The 20542-nt window shown below is 69.8% G+C and carries 21 protein-coding genes and 1 riboswitch; of the genes, 8 read left to right on the top strand and 13 right to left on the bottom strand.

The genetic code is table 11. From position 1 onward, the window contains the following. Positions 1-140 precede the first annotated feature (140 nt). Both AB0D12_RS26270 and AB0D12_RS26265 read right to left on the bottom strand, forming a co-directional pair. Positions 141-359 carry a hypothetical protein gene (locus AB0D12_RS26270; protein WP_362687571.1) on the bottom strand — a complete coding sequence of 73 codons (219 nt, stop codon included), beginning with the start codon at positions 357-359 and terminating at the stop codon, positions 141-143. 26 nt (positions 360-385) lie between these two features. Further along, complete coding sequence (locus tag AB0D12_RS26265; RefSeq protein WP_362687568.1) at positions 386-727, bottom strand: DUF6233 domain-containing protein; 342 nt, start codon at positions 725-727, stop codon at positions 386-388. Positions 728-987: 260 nt separating this feature from the next. Between AB0D12_RS26265 and rlmN the strand changes: the two genes are divergently transcribed. The 4 genes from rlmN to AB0D12_RS26245 all read left to right on the top strand — a co-directional run bounded on the left by rlmN (position 988) and on the right by AB0D12_RS26245 (position 6119). Then, positions 988-2094: a 23S rRNA (adenine(2503)-C(2))-methyltransferase RlmN gene (gene rlmN, locus AB0D12_RS26260; RefSeq protein ID WP_362687565.1), complete on the top strand. Its 1107-nt coding sequence runs from the start codon at positions 988-990 to the stop codon at positions 2092-2094. 30 nt (positions 2095-2124) lie between these two features. After that, positions 2125-2252, top strand: a riboswitch (TPP riboswitch). 83 nt (positions 2253-2335) lie between these two features. Continuing rightward, entirely contained in the window at positions 2336-3433 is a 1098-nt protein-coding gene (locus tag AB0D12_RS26255; protein WP_362687563.1) for a thiamine ABC transporter substrate-binding protein, read from the top strand. 38 nt (positions 3434-3471) lie between these two features. After that, positions 3472-5088 (top strand): iron ABC transporter permease, encoded by a 1617-nt coding sequence (locus AB0D12_RS26250; protein WP_362687750.1) that lies wholly within the window; start codon positions 3472-3474, stop codon positions 5086-5088. Then, positions 5088-6119 carry an ABC transporter ATP-binding protein gene (locus AB0D12_RS26245; RefSeq protein ID WP_362687561.1) on the top strand — a complete coding sequence of 344 codons (1032 nt, stop codon included), beginning with the start codon at positions 5088-5090 and terminating at the stop codon, positions 6117-6119. Before AB0D12_RS26250 ends, AB0D12_RS26245 begins: the two co-directional genes overlap by 1 nt. Positions 6120-6393: 274 nt before the next feature. Here AB0D12_RS26245 and AB0D12_RS26240 read toward each other — a convergent pair whose 3' ends face one another. The 6 genes from AB0D12_RS26240 to AB0D12_RS26215 all read right to left on the bottom strand — a co-directional run bounded on the left by AB0D12_RS26240 (position 6394) and on the right by AB0D12_RS26215 (position 12676). Further along, the gene (locus tag AB0D12_RS26240) at positions 6394-7332 is read right to left on the bottom strand and encodes a hypothetical protein (RefSeq protein WP_362687558.1); all 939 of its coding nucleotides are present in this window, start codon (positions 7330-7332) and stop codon (positions 6394-6396) included. An 84-nt stretch (positions 7333-7416) separates the two neighbouring features. Then, positions 7417-8535, bottom strand: coding sequence for an LOG family protein (locus AB0D12_RS26235; RefSeq protein ID WP_362687555.1), 1119 nt, complete (start codon positions 8533-8535; stop codon positions 7417-7419). Positions 8536-8739: 204 nt separating this feature from the next. Beyond that, positions 8740-9894 carry a hypothetical protein gene (locus tag AB0D12_RS26230; protein ID WP_362687552.1) on the bottom strand — a complete coding sequence of 385 codons (1155 nt, stop codon included), beginning with the start codon at positions 9892-9894 and terminating at the stop codon, positions 8740-8742. Next, on the bottom strand, positions 9876-10604 hold the full coding sequence (locus AB0D12_RS26225; RefSeq protein ID WP_327326366.1) for an ATP-binding cassette domain-containing protein: 729 nt from the start codon (positions 10602-10604) through the stop codon (positions 9876-9878). The genes AB0D12_RS26230 and AB0D12_RS26225 overlap by 19 nt, the downstream gene beginning before the upstream one ends. A gap of 216 nt (positions 10605-10820) precedes the next feature. Next, the gene (locus tag AB0D12_RS26220; RefSeq protein ID WP_362687549.1) at positions 10821-12200 is read right to left on the bottom strand and encodes an aspartate aminotransferase family protein; all 1380 of its coding nucleotides are present in this window, start codon (positions 12198-12200) and stop codon (positions 10821-10823) included. Then, the gene (locus tag AB0D12_RS26215) at positions 12185-12676 is read right to left on the bottom strand and encodes an Lrp/AsnC family transcriptional regulator (RefSeq protein ID WP_326652921.1); all 492 of its coding nucleotides are present in this window, start codon (positions 12674-12676) and stop codon (positions 12185-12187) included. The genes AB0D12_RS26220 and AB0D12_RS26215 overlap by 16 nt, the downstream gene beginning before the upstream one ends. A gap of 181 nt (positions 12677-12857) precedes the next feature. On the opposite strand from AB0D12_RS26215, the gene AB0D12_RS26210 reads away from it, so the two are divergent. After that, positions 12858-14297, top strand: coding sequence for a gamma-aminobutyraldehyde dehydrogenase (locus AB0D12_RS26210; RefSeq protein ID WP_362687747.1), 1440 nt, complete (start codon positions 12858-12860; stop codon positions 14295-14297). A gap of 92 nt (positions 14298-14389) precedes the next feature. On the opposite strand, the gene AB0D12_RS26205 is transcribed toward AB0D12_RS26210, so the two are convergent. Both AB0D12_RS26205 and AB0D12_RS26200 read right to left on the bottom strand, forming a co-directional pair. After that, positions 14390-14956, bottom strand: coding sequence for a TetR/AcrR family transcriptional regulator (locus AB0D12_RS26205; RefSeq protein WP_362687546.1), 567 nt, complete (start codon positions 14954-14956; stop codon positions 14390-14392). Next, the gene (locus AB0D12_RS26200; protein ID WP_362687543.1) at positions 14953-15315 is read right to left on the bottom strand and encodes a DUF1304 domain-containing protein; all 363 of its coding nucleotides are present in this window, start codon (positions 15313-15315) and stop codon (positions 14953-14955) included. Before AB0D12_RS26200 ends, AB0D12_RS26205 begins: the two co-directional genes overlap by 4 nt. Positions 15316-15518: 203 nt before the next feature. Between AB0D12_RS26200 and AB0D12_RS26195 the strand changes: the two genes are divergently transcribed. The 3 genes from AB0D12_RS26195 to AB0D12_RS26185 are packed head-to-tail and all read left to right on the top strand — an operon-like array spanning position 15519 to position 17789. Then, the gene (locus AB0D12_RS26195; protein WP_362687540.1) at positions 15519-16673 is read left to right on the top strand and encodes a spermidine/putrescine ABC transporter substrate-binding protein; all 1155 of its coding nucleotides are present in this window, start codon (positions 15519-15521) and stop codon (positions 16671-16673) included. Positions 16674-16686: 13 nt separating this feature from the next. Continuing rightward, positions 16687-17217 carry an HXXEE domain-containing protein gene (locus tag AB0D12_RS26190; protein ID WP_362687537.1) on the top strand — a complete coding sequence of 177 codons (531 nt, stop codon included), beginning with the start codon at positions 16687-16689 and terminating at the stop codon, positions 17215-17217. 32 nt (positions 17218-17249) lie between these two features. Further along, positions 17250-17789, top strand: a complete 540-nt coding sequence (locus AB0D12_RS26185) for a hypothetical protein (RefSeq protein WP_362687534.1) — start codon at positions 17250-17252, stop codon at positions 17787-17789. Between the two features lie 73 nt (positions 17790-17862). Here AB0D12_RS26185 and AB0D12_RS26180 read toward each other — a convergent pair whose 3' ends face one another. Genes AB0D12_RS26180 through AB0D12_RS26170 form a run of 3 tightly spaced genes read right to left on the bottom strand, consistent with a single transcriptional unit; the run spans position 17863 to position 20454 of the window. Beyond that, on the bottom strand, positions 17863-18684 hold the full coding sequence (locus AB0D12_RS26180) for an SAM-dependent methyltransferase (protein WP_362687745.1): 822 nt from the start codon (positions 18682-18684) through the stop codon (positions 17863-17865). Between the two features lie 13 nt (positions 18685-18697). Further along, a complete protein-coding gene (locus tag AB0D12_RS26175) occupies positions 18698-19408 on the bottom strand; it encodes a glycerophosphodiester phosphodiesterase (RefSeq protein ID WP_362687531.1) in 711 nt (236 codons plus the stop codon). A 20-nt stretch (positions 19409-19428) separates the two neighbouring features. Next, positions 19429-20454, bottom strand: a complete 1026-nt coding sequence (locus tag AB0D12_RS26170; RefSeq protein WP_362687528.1) for an adenosine deaminase — start codon at positions 20452-20454, stop codon at positions 19429-19431. Positions 20455-20542: the final 88 nt, after the last annotated feature.

Raw genomic sequence — 20542 nt, 5'->3', positions numbered from 1 at the left:
TGGCCTACTCCCTGGCCATGAGCTTGCGCTGCTGAACAAAGTTGTCGCCGGTCAGCCAGCTCCACGCGAGGGCCGGCCTCCCCGCAGGTGCCATACCGCCACTCCGTCCCGGCGCGGTCCGCCCCGGCGTAGCTGACGGCTCAGTCGCGGCCCAGGTTGAATTTGTGTGGCTCGTCGCGACGCCAGTCCACCCACTGTGGATCGTCCAAGATCTCCCACGCGTCCGGCAGGCCCGCGCGGCGCAGGAACTCGATCAGGTCGGCGTCGCTGTGGGCGAGGCCCGCGATCTGGCCTCGGATCGTCACCCGGCGGCCGCCCGTCCCGGATGCAGGGTGCACGACGATCGGCGCAGTGCCCATGCCCTTCGGCTCCGACGGTTCGCGGTTCACAGCACACCGAGGTCTGTGTCGGGCCGGCAGTACGGGCACGCCCTGATGCCGTCTTGTGTGAGCGCGCGGAGTGCCTGCTCCCGGGTCAGCTGCTTCGTGGGGTTGCCGGCCATGCGGCAGTCGCTGGTGTGGACCGCGTCCGGGCTGGGTTTGCCGCCTGCTCGCAGCATCGACAGCTTCCACGCCGGCTCGCGCGGCGGCAGCGTGCGTGCCGTACGCACGGCGGCTGTCTCCTGGCGCTCCAGCTCCGCGATGGATTCGTCAGTGCGGCGCAGCTGCCATGAGAGCCACTGGCGGACGCTGCGCAGGCGCTCCAGGCGAGGCACTTCTTCGGACACGCGTTCGAGTCTAGGCCCCCGGAGCTCCGGTTCGGCAGAGAGGCCACAGCGGGGGAGAGGTTCGCCATGCCGTGGTCGACGGCTCCAGCGGTATCGCTTGCGCTTCCCCTTGGCTCGCTGGCCAGCCAGAACGCGCTCCGGGCTGGGCCGTCTGCGGGCCGTCCGAGGGTGCCCGGCAGTGACCCACAACGACGTCAATGCCCACCCCGGGCGTCAACGGCCGCAGGTCACGAGATTCCGTCTGCGACACTGGACGAACCATGCCCAAGCCCGGAGAACTCACTTTCGTCGCGCCCCGCGGAGCCAAGAAGCCCCCGCGGCATCTCGCCGACCTCACGCCCGCCGAGCGCAAGGACGCCGTCGCCGCGATCGGCGAGAAGCCGTTCCGCGCCAAGCAGCTCTCGCAGCACTACTTCGCGCGGTACGCCCACGACCCGGCCCAGTGGACCGACATCCCCGCCGCCGCGCGCGAGAAGCTCGCCTCGGAGCTGCTGCCCGACCTGATGTCCGTCGTACGGCATATCTCGTGCGACGACGACACCACCCGCAAGACTCTGTGGCGGCTGCACGACGGCACGCTCGTCGAGTCCGTGCTGATGCGCTATCCGGACCGGGTGACGATGTGCATCTCGTCGCAGGCCGGCTGCGGGATGAACTGCCCCTTCTGCGCGACCGGTCAGGCCGGTCTCGACCGGAATCTGTCGACCGCCGAGATCGTGCACCAGATCGTCGACGGCATGCGCGCCCTGCGCGACGGCGAGGTGCCGGGCGGACCGGCGCGGCTGTCCAACATCGTCTTCATGGGGATGGGGGAGCCGCTCGCCAACTACAAGCGGGTCGTCGGCTCCATCCGCCGGCTCACCGACCCCGAGCCGGACGGCCTGGGTCTCTCGCAGCGCGGGATCACCGTCTCCACCGTCGGCCTGGTGCCCGCGATGCATCGCTTCGCCGACGAGGGCTTCAAGTGCCGTCTCGCCGTCTCGCTGCACGCGCCGGACGACGAGCTGCGCGACACCCTGGTCCCGGTCAATACGCGCTGGAAGGTCCGGGAGGTGCTGGACGCCGCCTGGGAGTACGCCGAGAAGTCGGGCCGCCGTATCTCAATCGAGTACGCGCTCATCCGCGATATCAACGACCAGGCGTGGCGGGGTGATCTGCTGGGCCGGCTGCTCAAGGGCAGGCGGGTCCATGTCAATCTGATCCCGCTCAACCCGACGCCGGGATCCAAGTGGACGGCTTCGAGGCCCGAGGACGAGAAGGCCTTTGTGGAGGCCATCGCGGCGCACGGGGTGCCGGTCACCGTCCGGGACACCCGTGGCCAGGAGATCGACGGAGCGTGCGGACAGCTGGCCGCTTCGGAGCGTTAGCGCCCGTGTAACCTGGCTTGAAACATCTACATATTCCGACAGGGGAGCGCCACAGCGCTGAGAGTGCGACGCGGGTTTGGTAAATCAAGCCCAGTGGTCGCAGACCCTCTGAACCTTGCCCAGGTCATTCTGGGTAGGAAGTTCGGTCATTACTCACAAGCTGTTGCGCCCTGCCCGGATTCCCTTCGAGGGAGCCGGGCAGGGCCGCGTCTCTTCCTGGTCAACTCCAGGAGGAATTTCAGTGAGCACCACCAAGAAGATCACGGTCACCGCGCTGGCCGCGGCGCTCGGTGTCACCACGCTCGCGGCCTGCGGCGGCGAGGCCAAGGACTCGTCGGCCTCGGACGGCCGCTCGAAGCCGAAGACCGTGACGCTCGTCAGCCACGACTCGTTTGTCGCCTCCGCCTCCGTGCTGAAGGAGTTCACCAAGGAGACCGGCTACACGGTCAAGGTGCTCAAGAGCGGCGACGCGGGCGCGGCCCTCAACAGGGAGATCCTCACCAAGGGCTCCCCGCAGGGCGATGTCTTCTTCGGCGTCGACAACACCCTGCTCTCGCGTGCTCTCGACAACGGCCTGTTCACGCCGTACGAGGCAAAGGGCCTGAGCCAGGTGAACGACGAGGTGCAGCTGGACCAGGACAAGCACCGGGTCACGCCCGTCGACACCGGCGACATCTGCGTCAACTACGACAAGAAGTACTTCGCCGACAAGAAGCTGGCGCCGCCGCAGTCCTTCGACGACCTGGCCAAGCCCGCGTACAAGAACCTCCTGGTGACGGAGAACGTCGCGACCTCCTCGCCCGGCCTCGGCTTCCTCCTCGGCTCGGTCGGCAAGTACGGCGAGGACGGCTGGCAGGACTACTGGAAGAAGCTGAAGGAGAACGGCGTCAAGGTCGTCGACGGCTGGGAGCAGGCGTACAACGAGGAGTTCTCCGGCTCCGCGGGCGGTAAGAAGGCCAAGGCCGACCGGCCGCTCGTCGTCTCGTACGCCTCCAGTCCGCCCGCCGAGGTGCTCTTCTCCAAGCCGCAGCCGACCGAGGCGCCCACCGGGGTCGCGACCGGAACCTGCTTCCGCCAGACCGAGTTCGCGGGTCTGCTCAAGGGTGCGAAGAACGAGGCGGGCGGCAAGGCCCTGCTGGACTTCCTGGTCTCCAAGAAGTTCCAGGAGGACATGCCGCTGAACATGTTCGTCAACCCGGTGATCAAGGACGCGAAGCTGCCCGAGGTGTTCACCAAGTTCGGCGCGGTGGCCGTCAAGCCCCAGACCGTCGCTCCCGACACGATTGCCAAGAACCGTGAGCAGTGGGTCCAGTCATGGTCCTCGCTCGTACTGAAGTAACGAAGTCCGTCCGCGGGAGTGCGGCGCGGCTCGGTCTGATGGCCGGGCCCGCCGTGTTCTTCGCGGTCTTCTTCGCCTATCCGGTCGTCGCGATCGTCGGCCGGGGCCTAGAGATCGACGGGGTCTGGCAGTTCGGGCGGATCGGTGAGGTGCTGAGCCGCCCCGACATCCTGCGGGTGCTGTGGTTCACCACGTGGCAGGCGCTCGCCTCCACAGCGCTCACACTGCTGATAGCCCTGCCCGGCGCGTATGTCTTCGCCCGTTTCGACATTCCCGGAAAGCGACTGCTGCGGGCGGTGGTCACCGTCCCGTTCGTGCTGCCGACCGTCGTCGTCGGGACGGCGTTCCTGGCGCTGCTCGGGCGCGGCGGGCTGCTCGACGAGCTGTGGGGCGTACGGCTGGACACGACGGTGTGGGCGATTCTGCTCGCGCACGTCTTCTTCAACTACGCGGTGGTCGTACGGACCGTGGGCGGTCTGTGGTCGCAGCTCGACCCGCGTCAGGAGGAGGCCGCCCGGGTGCTGGGCGCCGGGCGGTTCGCGGCCTGGCGGAGGGTGACGCTGCCGGCCCTCGGGCCCGCCGTGGCCGCCGCCGCGCTGATGGTCTTCCTCTTCACCTTCACCTCCTTCGGTGTCGTACAGATCCTCGGCGGACCGACGTTCTCCACGGTCGAGGTGGAGATTTATCGACAAACGGCTCAGCTGCTGGATCTGTCCACGGCAGCCGTGCTGACGCTGGTGCAGTTCGCCGCGGTGGGCGCGGTCCTCGCCGTACACGCGTGGACGGTACGGCGGCGGGAGACCGCGCTGAAACTGGTGGACCCGGCACAGACCGCGCGGCGACCGCGCGGCCCCGGACAGTGGGCGCTGCTCGGCGGGGTGCTGACCACGATTCTGCTGCTGATCCTGGCGCCGCTCGCGGTGCTGGTCGAGCGTTCCCTCGACGGGCCCGGCGGCTACGGCTTCGACTACTACCGGGCGCTGACCGCGATGGACGCGAGCGGAGGAGCCTTCCTCGTACCGCCGATCGACGCGGTGTGGAACTCCCTGCGGTACGCCCTGGTCGCCACCGCCATCGCGCTGGTCATCGGCGGTCTCGCGGCGGCGGCGCTGACCCGGAAGGCCGGCCGGCTGCTGCGCGGCTTCGACGCGCTGCTCATGCTGCCGCTCGGCGTCTCTGCCGTGACCGTCGGCTTCGGCTTCCTCATCACCCTCGACGAGCCGCCGCTTGATCTGCGGGAGTCCTGGATCCTGGTGCCGCTCGCCCAGGCCCTGGTCGGCGTCCCCTTCGTCGTACGGATGATGCTGCCGGTGCTGCGGGCGGTGGACGGGCGGCTGCGCGAGGCGGCGGCGGTGCTGGGCGCCTCGCCGCTGCGGGTGTGGCGGGAGGTCGATCTGGCGCTGGTGCGGCGGGCGCTGCTCATCGCCGCTGGATTCGCCTTCGCCATCTCGCTCGGCGAGTTCGGCGCGACGGTCTTCATCGCCAGGCCGGACAATCCGACGCTGCCGGTCGCCGTGGCGCGGCTTCTCGGCCGGCCCGGCGAGCTCAACTACGGGCAGGCGATGGCGCTGAGCACCATCTTGATGGTGGTGTGTGCGGTGGCGCTGCTGGTGCTCGAACGAATCCGTACCGACCGATCGTCCGGGGAGTTCTGATGGCTTTGCTGCGACTGGAGGACGTGACCGTACGGTTCGGGGCGCGCGCGGCGCTCGACGCGGTGGATCTCGAGGTCGCCGAGCACGAGATCGTCTGTGTGCTGGGGCCGAGCGGCAGTGGAAAGTCCACCCTGCTGAGGATCGTCGCCGGACTGCAAGCAGCCGACGGCGGGCGGGTGTTGCTGTCCGGCGCGGACCAGGCCGGCGTTCCGGTGCACCGGCGCGGGGTGGGCCTGATGTTCCAGGATCACCAGCTCTTCCCCCAGCGCGACGTCGGCGGCAATGTCGCCTTCGGGCTGCGGATGCACGGCGCAGGACGGGACGAACAGGCCCGCCGCGTCGGCGAGTTGCTGGAGCTGGTCGGGCTGCCGGCGGCGCAGCGGCGGGCCGTGGCCTCGCTGTCCGGCGGCGAGCAGCAGCGGGTGGCGCTGGCCAGGGCGCTGGCGCCGCAGCCCCGGCTGCTGATGCTGGACGAGCCGCTCGGCCAGCTGGACCGAGGGCTGCGGGAGCGGCTGGTCGTCGAACTGCGCGGGCTGTTCGGGCGGTTGGGTACGACGGTGCTCGCCGTCACTCATGACCAGGGCGAGGCCTTCGCGCTCGCCGACCGTGTCGTCGTCATGCGGGACGGCAGGATCGCCCAGGCGGGCACGCCGCTCGAAGTCTGGCAGCGGCCCGCGTCCGAGTTTGTCGCGCGCTTCCTCGGCTTCGACAACGTCGTCGCGGCGACGGTGAGCGGCGCGGCCGCGGACACCCCGTGGGGCAAGGTGCCGGTGCCGGAGGACGCGCCGCAGGGCGCCCGGCAGGTGCTGGTGCGACCGGCGGGCGTCCGACTTGTCCCGCCGGCAGAGGGGCTGCGCTGCACGGTGGAGGCGCGTACGTTCCGGGGCAGCCACGTCGCCGTACAGCTGCGACCCGACGACGGTCCGCAGCTGGAGGCGGAGTGCTCCTTGCTGGATGCGCCGGAGGTGGGCGCGACGGTGGGAGTCGTCTTCGCCGCCGAGGACGTGGTGGTGCTGGCCCCGGACGGCTGACTCGGTCGCCGCTGCCCTGAACGCTGCCGGCCTTGCCGGTCGCCCGGACCGTGCCCGCCGGCTGGGTCCGTGAGCATCGGTTCCGGACCGCCCACGACGTTCATGTCGACCGTCGTGGCGTCGGGATCGGGCGCCTGGCCCTCGGCCAGGGCACGGAAGTGGTCCGCGCCATCGGCGTGCGTCGAGCGGGGGCGGATCCAGGGGACGGTCGGATCCTCGGCGATCTCCCAGTCGACCGGTTGCGCGAACAGCGCGGCGATGCGGTGGACGGCCCCTAACGGGCGGGGGTGAGCTCCTCAGGACGTGGCTCCTGTGACCCCGACTCCGAGCTCGGCTCCGGCGCCGTGCCGTGCGCCTCGGGCGCGCCGAACCAGGCCACCGCGACCGCGCCCGCCACCGCCAGTACGAAGCCGAGGATCGCCATCCAGGCGAAGCCGGCGCGCGAGGAGTCGCCCAGCCACAGCACGCCGATCATGCCCGGCAGCACGGTCTCGCCGACCACCAGCGCCGCGGTGGCGCCGTTCACCGAACCGATCTGCAGCGCGACGGTGTGCAGATACATGCCGCCGATACCGGCCACCAGAATCGCGTACAGCGCAGGATCCGAGAGCAGCGCGCCCAGGTCGAAGGGGTCGACGCCGTTCAGCACGCGTACGCCGACGCCCAGCGCGCCGAAGCCGAGGCCCGACAGCAGACCCGCCAGGATCGCGGCGCGTGCGCCCAGGAGGCGTACGACAACGGTGCCGCCGGCCATCAGCAGCAGCGAGATCGCCAGCAGCCACCAGTGGGTGGCGATCGGGGTGTGGCCGCTGCCCTCCGGGCCCGCCGCCGTGGCCAGCAGCACGAGTGCGGAGCAGACGACGGCGATGGAGGTCCACTCGGCGCGGTTCAGCCGGATGCCCAGCAGTTTGACGCTCAGCACCGCCGTGATCACCAGATTGGCGCTGATGACGGTCTGGGAGAGGAAGAGCGGGAGCAGGCGCGCGGCGAGTGCGCCGAGGCCGAACCCGATGAAGTCCAGGATCGTGCCGACGATGAACTCCCAGGTCATCGCGGCCTTGGCAGTCGAGGAGAGGCTCGGTCCGCCGTGCTGGGTGACTCCGGCCGCGGCCGCCTCGCGCCGGGCGGACCTGCGTGAGCCCACCGCTTGCAGCACCGACCCCGTGCCGTAACAGATCGAGGCCGCGACAGCGGTCAGTAGGCCGATCAGCACCAGGCGCTCCGTTCACATGAGGTCAGTCCAACTCCGACTGGAATGCCAGACGTGCCTTCGGCCTCTGAAGTTGCTTCTTGCGGACTACTTGTCTCCGGTCAGCAGCTTCAGCGCCGCCGGGGCCTCGTCGACCGAGTCCACGAGCGCGATACGGGACTCCATCGAGCGGCCCGCCGCCAGCGACTGGAGCAGCGGCCAGGTGGGCAGCCGCTCCGTCCAGTGCTCGCGGTTGACGAGGACCATCGGGGTCGGTTCGCCGCGGGACTCGTAGTAGTTCGGGGTCGCGTTGTCGAAGATCTCCTGGACCGTGCCTGCGGCGCCGGGCAGGAAGATCACGCCTGCGTTGGAGCGGGCAAGGAGGCCGTCTTCGCGGGTGGCGTTGGCGAAGTACTTGGCGATGTGGCCGGCGAAGGCATTCGGCGGCTCGTGGCCGTAGAACCAGGTCGGGATACCGACGGAGTCGCCGCCGCCGGGCCAGCGGTCGCGCACGTCGAAGGCGGCGGCGGCCCAGTCGGAGATCGACGGGGTGAACGAGGGGGCCTTGGCGAGGAGTTCGAGCGCCTCGGCGAGCATCTCGTCGGGGTGCGGCGCGGCGTACGCGCCGAGGTTCGCGGCTTCCATGGCGCCGGGGCCGCCGCCGGTCGCGACGGTGAACCCGTCGCGGGCGAGGGACTGGCCGAGGCGGGCGGCACCGGCGTACGCGTCCGTGCCGCGGGCCATCGCGTGGCCGCCCATCACGCCTACGACGCGGGCGCCGACGAGGAGTTCGTCGAGAGCGTCGGAGATCGCGTCGTCGTGGATCGAGCGGAGCATCGAGGCGAAGATGTCGCCGTCGGCCTTCGTCTCCTGGAACCAGGCGTAGGCGAGGGCGTCGGGGGTGGCGTCGTATCCGCCGGCGGTGAGGCCTTCGAACAGCTCGTCGGGGGAGTAGAGGAGCCCGCGGTACGGGTCGAAGGGCAGGTCGGGGACGGGCGGGAAGACGAGCGCGCCGTCGGAGCGGACCTTGGCGGCAGCGTCGGGCTGCATGGGACAGCCCAGGAATATGGCGCCGGTGGTGTCTGCGGAGAGCAGGGCGAAGGTGCGGTGGCTGAGGTCGACGGACTGGACGCGGTGTCCGGCGAGGGAGCCGCGGGTGACGACGTCGTCGAACTCGTCGAGGGACTCGATCTCCCGGTCGCTGCGGTGCCGTTGTCCAGGTGCCATGCCGACACGATAGGCGCTGGGGGTGGGGGTGCATGGGGGCGGGGGTGGCCGGGCCCGGGGATTGTTCCTCCACGGGGATTGTTCCCCCACGGGAGCTGACGCCCCCGCCCCCCTTGCGCCTGCTTCGCCGCGCGAGGGTCCCCCACCCGGGCACACCCGGGCAGCGCGGCGCCGAGGCCGGCCTCCTGAGCCGGCCCCGGTTCCTCAGGCCGAGAAAGGAAGCGCAGCCAGGGCCGCGACCGCCCATGTCAGCGGGGCGAAGACCGTCAGCAGGGTTACGGCGCGGAGAGCCGTCGCGTTGCGGAGGGTTGCCGTGGGCGTGCCCAGGCGGCGCAGTGACGTCGTCGTGTCGGCGCGGGCCTGTTTGGCCTCCAGGGCCGCGGTGAGCAGCGTCGCCGTCGTACAGATCATCACCAGGGCCGCGCCCAGGCCGGTCAGCGGGCCGAAGGGGTGCGGGCCCGTGTCCTGGAGGGTCGAGGCCGCGATCGCCGCCGAAGCCACCGCACACACCACGCCCAGCGGGCGGCCGATGCGGCCGGACTCCTCCATCAGGATGCGGCCGGCCAGCAGACGGGTCGCGCCCGGGCGGGCGGACTGGAGGGCGCGGCCGCAGAAGCGGGTGATGCCCGGGCCTGCCAGAGCGAGGCCCAGCGCCGTGAGCGCCCAGCCGGCGAGGACGCCCGACGAGCTGCCGTCGAAATGACCCGGGAGGGGGAGCGGCGAGCCGGGCGCGCCACGGCCCGCATACGTCTCGACGGCGAGGCCTGCCGCGATCAGTGCGACGCCCCACGGCAGGCCCGACGGCGCGGCGGACGGGGCGTCCGGCGCCTCGGGATCGGCACCCGGCCTGGCACGCCGCGGGCGCAGCGCCAGCGCCGTCGCCGCCGTGGACGCCAACGGCACCAGCGCGAGCAGCGTCAGCGCTGCCGCCAGCGGCAGCGGCCGGCCCGCGGCGAGCAGCTCGGCCGCCGAGCCGTCGAACGGCAGGCCCGTCAGATCGCCGCGCAGATGGAGGAAGAGCAGCAGGGCGAATGCGCTGCCGAGCGTTCCGGCGACGGCGGTGGAGACCGCCGCCAGCACGCCGAGGCGGGCGGGACCGAGACCGACCGCCGAGAGGCCGGCCCGCGGTCGCGTACTCGGGTCCGTACGGGCCACCGCCACCGCGAAGTGCGCCGTCGCGGCCAGCGGGATCAGGCACCAGAGCAGGCGCAGTCCGGAGCCGGAGTCCGTGGGATGGGCCAGCGCATACGTCAGCGTGCACAGCAGCAGAAAGCCGACGCCCGCTGACGCCGCCGCCACCATCAGCCGGCGCAGCAGGACCAGCGGGTGCGTGCCGCGGGCTAGACGGAGAGCGAGCACTCGGCCCGGCCTTCCGCGTCGGCGGCCGCGAGGGAGTTCACGCGCCGGCCGTCGATGAGCGTGAGTGAACGGTCCGCGAGCGCCGCCACCTCCTCGTCGTGCGTGGCGAGTACGACGGTGATCCGGTGCGAGCGGGCCGCGGTCGTCAACGTACGCAGCACCAGCGCCTGGTCCGCGCGATGCAGCGTCGCCGTCGGTTCGTCCGCGAAGATCACCGACGGCGTGGCGACCAGCGCCCGCGCGACGGCGACCCGCTGGCGCTGCGCCTGCAGCAGCGCATGCGGCCGCAGTCGGGCGCACGCACCGATGTCGAGCCGCTCCAGCCACTCCATGGCGGTGCTCTTCGCGCCACGGTGCGAGGAGCCGCGCAGCAGCAATGGCAGCGCGGCGTTCTCCCAGGCGGTCAGCTCCGGGACGAGCGTGGCCTCGGGGTCGATCCAGCCGAACCGGTCGCGCCGCAGCCGTTCCCGCTGCAGCGGGCTCATCGTGTGCACGGGGGAGCTGTTGAACCACACCTCGCCCTGCTGCGCGACGAGTTGGCCGGACAGACAGCGCAGCAGCGTGGTCTTTCCGCTGCCGCGCGGGCCGCACACGGCGAGGATCTCGCCGTCCCGTACGCCCAGCGAGACGCCGACGAGTGCGGGCGAGCCGCTGTGGGAGTGGCGCAGGGAACGCGCCCAGAGCACATCGTTGTCCGGCGGGGCCACCATGACGTACACCTCGGTTCTGATCAGATTTCCCTTCCCCCGTACGGGGGAACGAAGACAGGGCCGATCGGTCACTCGGCACGCTAAGGATTCAGAACCGGGGTGTCGGGAAGCACGCGGCCCGGGTGCACCCCATCTCACTCGTACGGCCGAATGATTGGCCGAGTGAGTGTCCGGGCGCCCCGGGCCGTACGAGGCCGGTGAAGCCGGCCGGTGAGGCTAGAGCTTTGTCCACGCCTCCGTGAGGACGCTGCGCAGAATGCCCTCGATCTCGTCGAAGGTCTGCTGGTTGGAGATCAGCGGCGGCGCCAGCTGAACGACCGGGTCGCCACGGTCGTCGGCACGGCAGTACAGGCCGTTGTCGTAGAGCGCCTTCGAGAGGAAGCCGTAGAGCACACGCTCGGTCTCCTCGTCGGTGAAGGTCTCCTTGGTGGCCTTGTCCTTCACCAGCTCGATGCCGTAGAAGAAGCCGTTGCCGCGGACGTCGCCGACGATCGGCAGGTCGTGCAGCTTCTGCAGCGTGGAGAGGAACGCGCCCTCGTTGTCGAGGACGTGCTGGTTGAGGCCTTCCTTCTCGAAGATGTCGAGGTTCGCCAGGCCCACCGCCGCCGAGACCGGGTGGCCGCCGAAGGTGTAGCCGTGCAGGAAGGTGTTGTCGCCCTTGTAGAACGGCTCGGCGAGGCGGTCGGAGATGATGCACGCGCCGATCGGGGAGTAGCCCGAGGTCATGCCCTTGGCGCAGGTGATCATGTCCGGCACATAGCCGAACTTGTCGCAGGCGAACATCGTGCCGAGACGGCCGAAGGCGCAGATGACCTCGTCCGATACGAGCAGTACGTCGTACTCGTCGCAGATCTCACGGACCCGCTGGAAGTACCCGGGCGGCGGCGGGAAGCAGCCACCGGCGTTCTGCACCGGCTCGAGGAAGACCGCCGCGACCGTCTCGGCGCCCTCGAAGAGAATCTGCTGCTCGATCTGGTCGGCGGCCCAGCGACCGAAGGCCTCGGGGTCGTCGCCGTGGATCGGCGCACGGTAGATGTTGGTGTTCGGCACCTTGCGCGCGCCGGGGACCAGCGGCTCGAAGGGGGCCTTGAGGGCCGGCAGGCCGGTGATGGACAGGGCGCCCTGAGGAGTGCCGTGGTACGCGACCGCGCGCGAGATGACCTTGTACTTGGTGTGCTTGCCCTGCAGCTTGAAGTACTGCTTGGCGAGCTTCCAGGCGGTCTCGACCGCCTCACCGCCACCGGTGGTGAAGAAGACCTTGTTGAGGTCGCCAGGGGCATGCTGCGCCAGCCGCTCGGCCAGCTCGACCGCCTTCGGGTGGGCGTACGACCACACGGGGAAGAAGGCGAGCTCCTGACCCTGCTTGTACGCGGCCTCGGCAAGCTCGTGACGGCCGTGGCCGGCATTGACCACGAAGAGGCCGGAGAGGCCGTCGAGGTAGCGCTTGCCCTTGTCGTCGTAGATGTAGGTGCCCTCGCCACGCACGATGGTGGGCACGGGTGCGTTCTCGTACGACGACATGCGGGTGAAGTGCATCCACAGGTGGTCGTAGGCGGTCTTGGAGAGGTCCTTGCTCACGGCTATCGGGTTCCCCACATATAGGTCTGCTTCTTCAGCTTGAGATAGACGAAGCTCTCGGTGGAGCGCACGCCGGGGAGCGCGCGGATCCGCTTGTTGATCACTTCGAGCAGGTGGTCGTCGTCCTCGCAGACGATCTCCACCATCAGGTCGAAGGAGCCCGCGGTCATCACCACGTACTCGCATTCGGCCATGGCAGTGAGCGCGTCCGCGATCGGGTCGACGTCGCCCTCGACCGTGATGCCGACCATCGCCTGCCGACGCAGACCCACGGTGAGCGGGTCGGTGACGGCGACGATCTGCATCACGCCCTGGTCGAGCAGCTTCTGGACGCGCTGACGCACGGCCGCTTCGGAGAGGCCGACGGCCTTGCCTATGGCGGCATACGGGCGACGCCCGTCCTCCTGGAGCTGTTCGATGATGGCGAGGGAGACGGCGTCGATCGTCGGGGACGATCCGTTCCCGTTCCTGGACTCTGCGCTACGACTGGCCACGAGCTCACTTTGCACTGCGACTCGTCTGTCTGGCAACCCTTGAGCAATGAAATTCGTTGTTCTTGAGCCCCAATCTCACTGAATCCGAAGTTGGGGAGGGTCGGGTCTGTCGAAAGCGTCACCTAAGCGATTAGGGTTGATGGTCTCACCCATCGGACATCTGACAGGAGGGGTGGCAACAGTGACCACCGAGCTGCGTCGTCTGCGCAACTACATCAACGGGGAGTTCCGGGACGCCGCCGACGGGCGGACGATCGAGGTCATCAACCCGGCCACCGGTGACGTGTACGCCACATCTCCGCTCTCCGGGCAGGCCGACGTCGATGCCGCCATGGACGCTGCCGCGGCCGCCTTCCCCGCCTGGCGCGACACCACCCCGGCCGAGCGCCAGAAGGTACTGCTGAAGATTGCGGACGCCTTTGAGGAGCGGGCCGAGGACCTGATCGCGGCCGAGTCGGAGAACACGGGCAAGCCGCTGGAGCTGACCCGTACCGAAGAGATCCCGCCCATGGTGGACCAGATCCGCTTCTTCGCGGGCGCGGCGCGGATGCTCGAGGGCCGTTCGGCCGGCGAGTACATGGAGGGCTTCACCTCCATCGTCCGGCGCGAGCCGGTCGGCGTCTGCGCGCAGGTCGCGCCGTGGAACTACCCGATGATGATGGCCGTCTGGAAGTTCGCGCCCGCGCTGGCGGCGGGCAACACCGTCGTGATCAAGCCGTCCGACACGACGCCGGCGTCGACCGTGCTGATCGCCGAGATCATCGGCTCGATCGTGCCCAAGGGCGTCTTCAACGTCATCTGCGGCGACCGGGAGACCGGCCGCGCGATGGTCGAGCACCCGACCCCGGCGATGGCCTCCATCACCGGTTCCGTACGGGCGGGCATCCAGGTCGCCGAGTCCGCGGCCAAGGACGTCAAGCGCGTTCACCTCGAGCTGGGCGGCAAGGCGCCGGTCGTCGTCTTCGCGGACACGGACATCACCAAGGCCGTCGAGGACATCGCGGTGGCGGGCTACTTCAACGCCGGTCAGGACTGTACGGCCGCGACGCGTGTCCTCGTACACGAGTCGATCCACGACGAGTTCGTGTCGGCGCTGGCGAAGGCCGCCGCCGACACCAAGACGGGTGCGCCGGACGACGCCGATGTGCTGTACGGCCCGCTCAACAACGCCAACCAGCTGGCGCAGGTCTCCGGCTTCATCGACCGGCTGCCGGCACACGCCAAGGTCGAGGCGGGCGGTCACCGGGTCGGCGAGAAGGGCTACTTCTACGCCGCGACCGTCGTCTCCGGCCTGAAGCAGGACGACGAGATCATCCAGAACGAGGTCTTCGGCCCGGTCATCACCGTCCAGTCCTTCACGGACGAGGCGCAGGCGCTGGAGTGGGCGAACGGCGTGGAGTTCGCGCTGGCCTCTTCGGTGTGGACCAAGGACCACGCGCGGGCGATGCGGATGTCCAAGGCGATGGACTTCGGCTGTGTATGGATCAACACCCACATCCCGCTGGTCGCGGAGATGCCGCACGGCGGCTTCAAGAAGTCGGGTTACGGCAAGGATCTGTCGGCGTACGGCTTCGACGACTACACGCGCATCAAGCACGTGATGACGTCGCTCGACGGCTGACATCTGCTCTTACGAGGCAGCGCCAGGAGTACGGGGCGCGGGACACTTCCCGCGCCCCGTACTCGTGCCGTCTCGTGCCGTCTCGTGCCGTTTCATGTCGTCGGTGTGCGGTGCAGTGCCAGCAGCAGGCGCCAGACCTGGGCCGTCATGGCCTCGGGAGTCGCGTCGATCAGGCCGTGGAGCCAGTCCGCCAGGAGGCCCGCGAAGGTGGCCGCCACCGCGGAGGCGATCAGGTCGGGCGCCGGGGCGCCGGCCAACTCCCTTTCCCTGCGGCTGCGTTCGCGCAGCTCGTGGTGGAGCAGATCGCCCAGCGGGCCGCTGCCGCCCTCGCGCAGCAGGGTCCGGTAGAGCGGTGCGTGTGGCGCGAGGCCGGTGAAGAAAGCCGTCAGCGCGGGCGGCGGAGCGGCCGGGTCCGGAGTGCCGCGCCAGGCGTGGAGGGCCTCCACCGCCTCCCGTACGACCTCCGCGCACGCGTCGACCGCGAGCGCCTGCAGATCCGTGTAGTGCAGATAGAACGTGGCCCGGCCCAGACCCGCCCTGCGTACCAGCGCTGCGACGCTGACCTCTTCGAGCGGGCGCTCGGCGCACTCCTCGAGCAGTGCCTCGCGCAGCCTGGCTCGGGTGCGCTCCGCCCGCGGATCGCCGGTCGCGGCGCTCATCCAGCCACCAGGACGGCCGCCAGCGCGAGAGCACCCGGGAGCGCCTGTGCCACCAGGATGCGGCGGTTCGCGGTGATGCCGCCGTAGACACCGGCGATGACCACGCAGCTCAGGAAGAAGACCTGCACCCGGTACCCCGTCGGGTCCGCGGCGATCAGGCCCCAGACCAGGCCGGCGGCGAGGAAGCCGTTGTACAGGCCCTGGTTCGCGGCGAGCGGGGCGGTCGCGCGGGCCATCTCCGCGTCGAAGCCGGAGAGTTCGCGGCCCGGCTTGCGCTGCCACAGGAACATCTCCAGTACCAGGATGTAGGCGTGGAGCGCGGCCACCAGGCCGACCAGGACTTGGGCGGTTGTGTTCATGAGCGACTCTTCTCGTGACTTCGTGACTTCGTGCTTCTGGACTTCGTGAATCGACTTCTTGGACGGCTGTCCAGGAAGTATAGACATATGACCATGATCGACAGGGTGTCGGGCCGGGCCCGTACGGATCGACGTAGCGTCCATTGCCGCGCCCACGAGCCGCCCGGCATCCTGCGGACGTGCCCGCGATTCGGATGAACCCCATGTCAAGGCGGTCCCTCCTGCTCGGCCTCGCCGCCGGCGCCGCACTCACCGGCTGCGGGGTGCCCGCCGCGTACGTACAGCCCGGGGACCGTGCCCGGCGCGATGTCTCGGAGGGCGACAGAAGCGTCGACTTCGCCAACTGGCCGCTCTACATCGACACCGACGACGAGGACACCTCCAAGCGGCCCACCCTCGACTCCTTCACCGAGCGCACCGGGATCTCGGTCCGCTATACCGAGGAGATCAACGACAACGACGAGTTCTTCGGCAAGGTCAGCCCCGCGCTGATGAACCACCAGGAGACCGGCCGGGACCTGATCGTCGTCAGCGACTGGATGGCCGCCCGGTTCGTGCGGCTCGGCTGGGTGCAGGAGATGGACCGGGCGAAGCAGCCCAATGTCGCCAAATATCTTGATCCGCAGCTGCGTTCACCCGCCTTCGACGAGGGCCGGCTGCACAGCGTCCCCTGGCAGTCCGGGATCACCGGCATCGCGTACAACCGCAAGAAGCTCGGCCGCGAGATCAGGCACACCAGTGATCTGTGGGCGGACGATCTGCGCGGCCGGGTCACGCTCCTCTCCGGACTCGACGAATCCTTCGCCCTGCTGATGCAGGGCAACGGCGTGGACGTCACCCGCTGGACCGCGGAGGACTTCCACGAGATCTGTGAGCAGGTGGAGAAGCTGGTGAAGCGGAAACACATCAGGCGCTTCACCGGCAACGACTACATCAAGGACCTCTCCACCGGGGACGTGCTGGCCTGTCAGGCGTACTCCGGCGATGTCATCCAGCTCCGGGCCGACAACCCCGACATCGAGTTCGTGGTGCCGGAGGAGGGCGCGGAGCTGTGGGCGGAGAGCCTGATGGTCCCCAACCTCGCCCGGCACAAGCGCAACGCCGAGGCGCTCGTCGACCATTACTACGAGCCGGAGGTCGCTGCGGAGCTCGCGGCCTGGGTCAACTACGTCTGCCCGGTGCCGGCGGCCCGCGACGTACTGGCCTCGTCGAAGGACGAGGAGACGGCCGCGCTCGCCGAGGACCCGCTGATCTTCCCGGACGACGCGATGCGCAAACGCCTCGCAATCGCGCGCGACATCACCTCCGAGGAGCGCACCCCCTTCGCAAAGCGGTGGAACGCGATCGTCGGGCTGTAGCAGACTTTCGATCATGAGCGATGATCACGTGAACTCCGCGGTGACGTACGGTCTGTTCGCCGCCTGGCTGCTGCACGACGCCGAAGAACTGGTGGCCGGTCCGCGCTGGATGCGCGAGAACGTGCCCGTACTGCGCAAACGCTTCCCGGGCGTCCCCGAGCGTGCATGGCGTGCCATGGAGGCCGTCGACGAGCGCGAATTCGCCGTCGCCGTCGGGGTGATGGGCGCGATCGTCGCCTCGGCCGCCGCCGCGGGCGGGCGCTCCGGTGGCCGGTCCGCCTTCTACCAGGGAGCCCTGGATGGTTTCGGGCTGCACGGCCTCGTCCACCTCGCGCAGGCCGCTGCCGTACGCGGCTACACCCCGGGCTCGGCGACCTCGCCACTGATCGTGGTGCCGTTCACGCTCTGGGCGCGTGGCCGGCTGCGGCGCGCCGGTGTGCTCCGGCCCGCGCGGGCGCGCGACGTGGCGGCCGGTCTGGCGCTGGCTGCAGGCGCCACCATCGTCTCGCACGCGATCGCCCGCAGAGTCACCGGGGGCCGGTAAAGGGCGCGTAAACCCGGGCGTACGCTGCGGATATGAGCGAGCGAAGAGTCCTCTTGCGGCGCATACGCGTGTGGTTGGCCGTCTTCATTGTGCTTCTGGTGCTGAGCGGTGTCACCGCCTTCCCGCTGGTGCATGAGCTGCACTGGGTGGAGGATCTGCTGAAGTCCTCGGCCTCGCCGGTCCCGGATCATCTCCCGGGCCTGATGGAGTGGATCGAGCGGGTACGGGCCGGGCTGGACGCCACCGACACGAAGTACCCCTTCGTGCTGTACGGCACGGACTGGCTGGCCTTCGCGCACGGCGTGATCGCGGTCGCCTTCTACGGCCCCTACCGCGATCCCGTACGGAACATCTGGGTCGTCGAGTTCGGGATGATCGCCTGCGCCGGGATCATCCCGCTCGCCCTGATCTGCGGTCCGATCCGCGGAATCCCCTTCTGGTGGTCGGTCATCGACATGTCGTTCGGGGTCTTCGGGGTGATCCCGCTGTATGTCGTGCGCCGCAAGATCAAGCAACTCGAGGCGCTGACGGAGTCGGTGGACGGGCCACAACCGGTCGCTGCCGCGGCGTAGTTCAGTCGGCGAGGCCGTCCGGCTCCGCGCGGTCCTGGGCCTCCAGCCGTGCTCCAGGCGCCGGCGTTCGGCTCTACGGCTTGCGGCCGACCGCGCCGAACTGCGCCACCTGAACCGTCTCGCCCTCGGTCTCCGGATCGTGGCGCCAGCGGGCGCACGACACGATGCCCGGCTCCAGGACCTCCAGACCCTCCAGGAACGAGGCGAACTCCGCGCGGCTGCGGGCCGTGATCGGCGGCGTGGCGTTCTCGTTCCAGAACCGCATCGCCGCGGCATTGCCCTCGCCGCCCAGCTCCAGCGTCGGATGGGTGAGCACCAGATGGCTGCCGGACGGCACGGCGTCCATCAGCTGCCGCACGATCGACCGGGCCTCGTCGGTGTCCAGGACGAAGTTCAGGATGCCGAGCATCATCACTGACACCGGCTGCTTCAGATCCAGCAGTGGCTCGACGGCGCGGAGGATCCGGTCCGGGTTGTGGGCGTCCGCGTCGATGTACTCGGTCGCGCCCTCCGGGGAACTGGTGAGCAGCGCTCGCGCGTGCGCCAGCACGATCGGGTCGTTGTCGACATAGACGATCCGTGCGTCGGGGGCGATCCGCTGCGCCACCTCATGGGTGTTCTCGACCGTGGGCAGGCCGGTGCCGATGTCCAGGAACTGCCGTATGCCCGCCTCGCCGGCCAGGTAGCGCACGGCGCGGCGGAGGAAGGCGCGGTCCGCGCGTGCCACCTCGCCGATGCTCGGGTACATCCCGGTGACCTGGTCGCCCACCGCGCGGTCGACCTGGTAGTTGTCCTTGCCGCCCAGCCAGTGGTTCCAGACCCTGGCGTTGTGCGCTACGTCGGTGCGGATCCTGTCGGTCACGTTCTGCTCCTCGGCCGGCTGCGTGGGGCCCATCATGCCGGACAGATCAACGACCGTTGCCGACGGGTGAGTTGGGCCGTGGGGACAGTACGCGGTGAAGCGCGTCCACGCGATTGGTGGTGATCGAGTCCACGCCGTACCCGACCAGGCGGCGCATGGTGCGGCGGGTGTCTGCCGTCCAGGCGGAGACCAGCACGCCGTCCCGGTGGAGACGGTCCGTCAACTCCTCGCCGAGCAGACCGAAACGGTAGTTGAGCCAGCGCGGTCGCACCGCGTCGAGCAGCGCCGGGCGCGGCGGGGCCAGCGTCGTCCAGGTCATCGCGATCTCGGCCGAGGGATCGGCGGCGCGGACCGCGAGCATGGCGACGGGGCCCGCGCAGTAGTACACCCGCTCGTCCGCCCCGCACTCATGGACGGTGCCGACCACCGTCCGCACCGACTCCTCCGAGGCGCCCGGCAGATCGATCATCACGCGGTGCGCGCCGACCGCGAGCAGCGCCTCGCGCAGGGTCGGCACTCCGCCGTCGGTCAGCTCGTGCAGTTCCTTCGCGGTGAGATCCGCGAGCGGTCGGTCGTGTCCCCACAGCCGCTTCAGCGAGTCGTCGTGCAGCAGCACGGGCACGCCGTCACGGGTGAGGCGTGCGTCGATCTCGACAGCGCCCGCGCCCCGCTCGAAGGCCGAGCGGAGCGAGGGCAGGGTGTTCTCACGGACGCGGTAGGGATCACCGCGATGGCCCACGACACGGACAGCGCGCATGGGGCCATTGTCGGTGCCGGTCAGCGGGCGAGCCAGGCGGCGGTGTACGAGTCGATCTCCGCGATGATCCGCGCCTTGCCGGCCTCGTCGAGGAAGGATGCCTCGACGGCGTTCTTGGCGAGGGCGGCGAGGCCGCGCTCGTCCAGCTCCAGCAGCCGTGCGGCGACCGCGTACTCGTTGTTGAGGTCGGTGCCGAACATCGGCGGGTCATCGCTGTTGATCGTCACCAGCACACCGGCCTCGACCATCTCCTTGATCGGGTGCTCGTCGAGGTCGGCGACGGCGCGGGTCGCGATGTTCGAGGTGGGGCAGACCTCCAGCGGAATGCGGTGCTCGGCGAGGTACGCCAGCAGCGCCGGATCCTGCGTGGCACTGGTGCCGTGGCCGATGCGCTCGGCGCCCAGCTCGTTCAGCGCGTCCCAGATGGTCTGCGGGCCGGTCGTCTCACCGGCGTGCGGCACGGAGTGCAGGCCCGCGGCGATGGCCCGGTCGAAGTACGGCTTGAACTGCGGCCGCTCCACCCCGATTTCGGGGCCGCCCAGACCGAAGGAGACCAGGCCCTCGGGGTGCAGATCCACCGCGAGGCGGGCCGTCTCCTCTGCGGCTTCGAGTCCGGCCTCGCCCGGAATGTCGAAGCACCAGCGCAGTACGACACCGAGCTCGGCCTCGGCCGCCTTGCGGGCGTCCTCGATCGCCACCATGAAGGCATCCTCGTCGATGCCGCGACGGGTCGAACTGAACGGCGTGACGGTCAGCTCGGCATAGCGGATGTTCTGCCGGGCCATGTCCCGGGCGACCTCGAACGTGAGCAGCCGTACGTCCTCAGGGGTGCGGATCAGATCCACCACCGAGAGATAGACCTCGATGAAGTGCGCGAAGTCGGTGAAGGTGAAGTAGTCGGCGAGCGCCTCGGGGTCGGTGGGGACCTTGGAGTCCGGGTGGCGGGCGGCCAGCTCGGCGACGATGCGCGGCGAGGCCGAGCCGACATGGTGAACGTGCAGTTCCGCCTTGGGAAGCCCCGCGATGAAGGGGTGCAGATCGGTCATCGGAGTCCTCCGTGTTCAAGGGGCCGCTCGGGTCAGGGATCATCGTAGGCGGCCGTTCGAGGACTGTGCGAAGGCCGTAGCATGACGG

The sequence above is a fragment of the Streptomyces sp. NPDC048479 genome (genome assembly GCF_040651435.1).
Lineage (GTDB): Bacteria > Actinomycetota > Actinomycetes > Streptomycetales > Streptomycetaceae > Streptomyces.
This window is presented reverse-complemented; position numbering and strand designations above follow the sequence as displayed.

Coding starts and splice junctions, on each gene's coding strand:
- AB0D12_RS26270 (WP_362687571.1), bottom strand. CDS start 359: ATGGGCACTGCGCCGATCGTCGTGCACCCTGCATCCGGGACGGGCGGC.
- rlmN (WP_362687565.1), top strand. CDS start 988: ATGCCCAAGCCCGGAGAACTCACTTTCGTCGCGCCCCGCGGAGCCAAG.
- AB0D12_RS26250 (WP_362687750.1), top strand. CDS start 3,472: ATGGCCGGGCCCGCCGTGTTCTTCGCGGTCTTCTTCGCCTATCCGGTC.
- AB0D12_RS26245 (WP_362687561.1), top strand. CDS start 5,088: ATGGCTTTGCTGCGACTGGAGGACGTGACCGTACGGTTCGGGGCGCGC.
- AB0D12_RS26235 (WP_362687555.1), bottom strand. CDS start 8,535: ATGGCACCTGGACAACGGCACCGCAGCGACCGGGAGATCGAGTCCCTC.
- AB0D12_RS26225 (WP_327326366.1), bottom strand. CDS start 10,604: ATGGTGGCCCCGCCGGACAACGATGTGCTCTGGGCGCGTTCCCTGCGC.
- AB0D12_RS26205 (WP_362687546.1), bottom strand. CDS start 14,956: ATGAGCGCCGCGACCGGCGATCCGCGGGCGGAGCGCACCCGAGCCAGG.
- AB0D12_RS26200 (WP_362687543.1), bottom strand. CDS start 15,315: ATGAACACAACCGCCCAAGTCCTGGTCGGCCTGGTGGCCGCGCTCCAC.
- AB0D12_RS26195 (WP_362687540.1), top strand. CDS start 15,519: ATGTCAAGGCGGTCCCTCCTGCTCGGCCTCGCCGCCGGCGCCGCACTC.
- AB0D12_RS26190 (WP_362687537.1), top strand. CDS start 16,687: ATGAGCGATGATCACGTGAACTCCGCGGTGACGTACGGTCTGTTCGCC.
- AB0D12_RS26185 (WP_362687534.1), top strand. CDS start 17,250: ATGAGCGAGCGAAGAGTCCTCTTGCGGCGCATACGCGTGTGGTTGGCC.
- AB0D12_RS26180 (WP_362687745.1), bottom strand. CDS start 18,684: ATGGGCCCCACGCAGCCGGCCGAGGAGCAGAACGTGACCGACAGGATC.
- AB0D12_RS26175 (WP_362687531.1), bottom strand. CDS start 19,408: ATGCGCGCTGTCCGTGTCGTGGGCCATCGCGGTGATCCCTACCGCGTC.
- AB0D12_RS26170 (WP_362687528.1), bottom strand. CDS start 20,454: ATGACCGATCTGCACCCCTTCATCGCGGGGCTTCCCAAGGCGGAACTG.